The sequence below is a fragment of the Kosmotoga sp. genome (assembly GCF_982836095.1).
This window is the reverse complement of record NZ_CEYIHJ010000145.1, coordinates 1-4,857: the sequence shown is the minus strand read 5'-3', so window position 1 is coordinate 4,857 and position 4,857 is coordinate 1. Positions and strand designations below refer to the sequence as shown.

Here is a 4,857-nt window from a genome sequence, read left to right as displayed (position 1 = left end):
TGCGGCTGCCAGTGTGATCAGACTGCACTTGAACCGGCCAAAAACAAAACACCCTTCAAAACGAAACTCGATAGCAAGGTCGGCTGCATGCGCGGGTTAGGCTGCGTACGCCCTACACGCGAGGAATAGGGTTCTGATGTAACGACAATTCTTGTTGTCAATAGATGCTCATTAAATATTTCCGGGCCAAATCAATCGGCAACGCTACTGGCTGATCTTCCACAAGAACCATCCCTTTTTCACTTTGTCTCATACCATACCTAATGAGAGTAACAATGCCAACGACTTCGCCCAATTCATTAATTAGCGGACCTCCACTCATTCCACTTCCGATCTTTGTATCAATAAAAATGACTCGTTCCGATGAAGCATCAATTTTCCTGATGGAATTGACGATTCCTTTCGATATATAGATATTCTCGCTGTGTATATTGGAGCTTGGAGAAGGAAAACCGAGCGTAAGAACTTGTTCGCCTGGCTCCACAAAACCAAACTCGCCTAGTTTAAAGGGCTTCAGATTTTCACTTACTCTCAAAATTGCCAAATCGTTAATCGGATCCAATTCTAACTGATCAACTTTACAAGTTGTATTTTTGCCAACGATTTTTATCTGCTGCCGATTCATTTTCTCAATCACGTGGCGATTTGTAACAATCAGATTTGGAGCAATGCAAAATCCGCTGCCAAAGAAAATAACGTGTTGCTCAGAAACTCCTTGAATCATGAAAACAGATTCATCCACAGCTTTCAGGTAAGAATTCAAGCGATTGAAGTCCGGGTAGACTAGGCCAAATAAATTGCCGAACCGCTTATGTGTGTCTCTATATTCCTCTCTCAATCCAAGCGAAATCTGACATTTCAAAAGAAGATGGAATGCTTCCTTTGTCAAGCCTTCTGCGCTTGATGCAAGAGATTCTAGTATTTCTCTCGCCTTATTAGCTCTTCCTGCGGTCAGATAATAACTCGCCATTTCAAGAGGATTCATTTTCTCCAAATCGGGTTCCATTGATTCCAATATCTGAATCCAATTTTCCACGATTATTGTGACATTCTTCTCAACCGACTTTAGGGTGTTTTCTAAAGCCTGCTTGTAATGGATCAAAGCATCAATTCGATCTTTCAGCTTTGAAGCAATGTCACTATCACTAAAGTCTAGATGTCTCGTCTCGATTTGCCTTAGATTACTAAGTATCGAAGCGAATTGATCATGATATTTCGGAATACCATGAACAAACTGATCTTTTTGGATAAACATATTCTGAATTTCCCTGATCTGATCCGGATTCGCCGTGTAAAGCTGTGGGTTGACCTCCATCTTTTCATGAAATCGTTCAAAGAAATCCTTAATAGCGTACTCGGCAGCCCTGATGGTCTCATCGCAAGACAACTTTAAAGCATCAATTTCCAATCTTGTTTGTCCTAACTCTTTTTCGAACGAGTAAGCCTTTTCCCTTTGTGCAAAGTAGTTGCGCAAGTTTTCTTTCTCTTGGGCTGATAGCACAACAGCACGCTCAACTCTTATTGACCGTTTGTTGCCCGTGGATTTATCCACTGCCGTAACCGTCAAGACACAATCGGCGCCAATGTCAAAAGTTACCTCTATTTTGGGAGTGTGAGCGGGCGCGGGTGGAATTCCTGCAAGGACAAAATCACCCAAGAAATAATTCCTATGGGGTTGTGATGATTCGCCTTGATATATCTTGATATGTACACTGGATTGATTGTCTTCTTTTGTGCTATAGATATTTGATTTCGTAATCGGAATTGTCAAATTTTTCTCTATCAATCTACTAATGGCCTCTTTTTCACCTGTCCCCTCAATTGCCGCAATTCCAAGGCTGTAGGGAACGATGTCCAGAAGCACTATTTGTGTCAGTTCACCCGTCAGGATAGATCCCTGTAATGCAGCCCCTGTTACTACCACGGTTCCAGGATCTATACCCGCTAATTGTTTTGCAGAGATGATTCTTTTTGCCAAATCACGGACGGCAGGCATCCTGGTGGCATTTCCTACCAAAATAAAGTTATCTATACTTGAACCATACTCTTTTATCGTCTTTTCAATGGTTGACTTGATACGAGCAAGTATTGGTTTGGATAAACGTTCCAACTCTGTTCTTGTCAAGGTAAATGTGTATCTAGGTTTATTCAAAAAATGCGACAATTCCATAGTGGCTTGGGTTACTGAAGACAGGTTTATCTTTAAATTTTCACACGCATATCTCAAACGAGCAATTTCAGTCGAGTGAGTTTCTTCGTTGATATCGATCCCCCAGAGTTGCCTGATATTCTTTATTGTGTGCTCAACTAGTCTGGCATCAATATCGCTCCCTCCCAATTTTGTATCACCCCCGATGCTTCGAACCTCATTTACCCCTTCTCCTATATCCACGATTGAAATATCTAGCGTTCCGCCGCCTAGATCGATCACTGCCAGTTTTCCTGAATATGGTTTTTGATAGCCATAGGCCAAAGCTGCGGCGGAAGGTTCGTGTAATAGACGTCGAACGCAAAGCCCTGCAATCTCGGCCGAGTCTCTCGTAGCTCTCTTTTGATTATCATTGAAATAGGCTGGTACGGATAAAACGACATCTTCAATATGGTTATATCCCTTTTGCTTATTCAGAAACGCCTTTAACACTTCTGCAGGAAACTTTAGGTTATTCTGCTTCAGAAGATCATAGAACCTTGCTTCTACTTTCGATTGGACATAGACCTTGGCGTTTGATACAAGATGCTGAAGAAAATTCGCGACTACCTCTTCACTTCTATATAATGTCCCGCCTACAGAAAAACTCTTCTTCTCGCCAAGACTTCGTTTGACACGCGCCACAACACAATTGGGCACAGTCAAAGATCGCAGCCGAGCCGCCTCGCCGAAAATGGGATGATTATTCTCATCAACTCCAAAAAAAGAGGGTACATATGCAGAACCCCCAGGAGTAGTGATTATTTCTACTTTCTTGGTTTTCTTATTGAATATTGCTGCTACCGAGTTGGTTGTTCCAAAATCGATTCCAATTGTTTGAGAGTATGAACCAAGCACCTCGTCCCTTGCGTTGATGAAACACTGTTCTAGATCTTTCTCGCTTCCTGATACAAATTCTGATATTCTTTCCTTGATAATCCTGACATGGCTCGTCAGTTTATGGATTGTCGCAATAGACAGAGCCTTCTCCAAATCCGTAAAAGTCCCGGACTTGATATAAATCTCAACAACTTTTTCAAATTCTCCTGCTCCTGTATAAAGTCGAATGAGAACATTTCGACTGGGGCTGTCTGTTTTTAGATAACATTCAACCGCCTTATTAGAATTGTGAGCTTCTTCATAAAGACGCCAAGCTTCATCATATTGCTCTGCTGATTCATACAAGTTAGCCGCTCTTAATAGATTACCTCCCTTTTTATGCAGTTCTGCCAACCTAATAAGCCCAGATGCTGTGCCAATTGCGCGATTGAACAGATTAGCCTTCTCGTACAAACGACTGGCAAGGTCTAAATCTCCAAAAACTTCTTCGGCGAGCCTCCCGGCTTCTTCAAAGTGTCCTGCCTTTTCTTCAAGTCTTACCCTGTCTCGATATATTGACTTGATATCTTTTTCTGATGCAGCAGAAGCTATTTCTCTATCAAAATGCTGACGGCCAAGCACCAAGATATTTTCTCTCTCGGTGGATTCGCACTCTGCAACATCTGCTAATTCCATTGCACCGATATAGTCGTGGCCCTTGATCTTTACCTCCATCCGCTGTTTTGCCCGTTCTTTTATCAAATCAAAATACTCGTCAGGAGATTCGAGGCCAACAGCGAATTCACGTGCTTCAAGAAACCTTTCCATTCGAATTAATAGTTTTACCTTCCGTTCTGGATTAACAACCAATTTCAAGGCCTTTTCCAGATCCCCCAAAGATTCGGCAGCCCTCGAAGCCCTTTCGTTTTCTCCAATTTCCTCATAAATCCTGCACGCCTCCCCATACATTTCGGTGTTTTCGTAGCACCTTGCGGCATTGCGTAAATCTCCTTCTTTAACATATAGGATGGCGGCTTCCTTGAACTGGTCAATGATTTCTTTCACTCGCGGATTATCTGGAATACTCTCTGACGCAAATTGGGCTATACTGATCAACGCATTGCTCATCGTTGGGCTTTTTCTGATATCCCCATTATATCTCTCCCAAAATGCTACCGCTGTTCCAAGTAATTCTTTATCAATGATGTTATCCTTTGTTATATGCATCATTAAATCATTAGCTCGACCTCGCTTGGCTAGAATCTCAATGGCTTCCGTATCATATCCGGCATGTTCACATATCATTAGTGCGGCGGAATCAAGCTTGTTTTCTTCCAAAAAACTGGCAGCTTTCTTTAGTCGAATAGACGTAATTTGCCTTTCTAATGAGGCAAAATCATCAACCTTGGAGCCGTACGATAGAACTAAATTGGAAAGGAGTTGGGCTTTCTTTTCCCTTACTAGAAACATAAACGACTTGTAGAAAATGGAAACTATTCTCTGCTGGTTGTTTGCCGAGACAGCTCTTTGTAGACCTTTCTCAAACCCAGCTGCTATCTTTTCGGGTGAGAGAAATATTCTCAATAAACGAATCACAAGTCCTCCTTGCAAGAACATTTTTTGCTGTTAGAAAGCTAAACGGTCAAAGATGAGCGTTTAACTGGTACAAGGCAGCGACTGCCTTGCTACCGGGAGATAGCAAAGAAACGAATCGATCTACCCCATCTCGCGAACGATAGCCACCAATTACGCTACCAATGTTCAACTGACTTCAACGATACTTCGCCACACAGCAGCCTAACGACCGGAGATTGTGCCAATTGGCGTGTAGTGAACCGAGTAATGCTCTG

The 4,857-nt window shown here is 42.3% G+C and carries 1 protein-coding gene; it reads right to left on the bottom strand.

Going from position 1 to position 4,857, the window contains the following annotated elements; translation table 11 throughout:
* Positions 1-157: 157 nt before the first annotated feature.
* Positions 158-4,603 carry an Hsp70 family protein gene (locus AC3LHT_RS08845; RefSeq protein WP_488662628.1) on the bottom strand — a complete coding sequence of 1,482 codons (4,446 nt, stop codon included), beginning with the start codon at positions 4,601-4,603 and terminating at the stop codon, positions 158-160.
* Between the last annotated feature and the right edge of the window lie 254 nt (positions 4,604-4,857).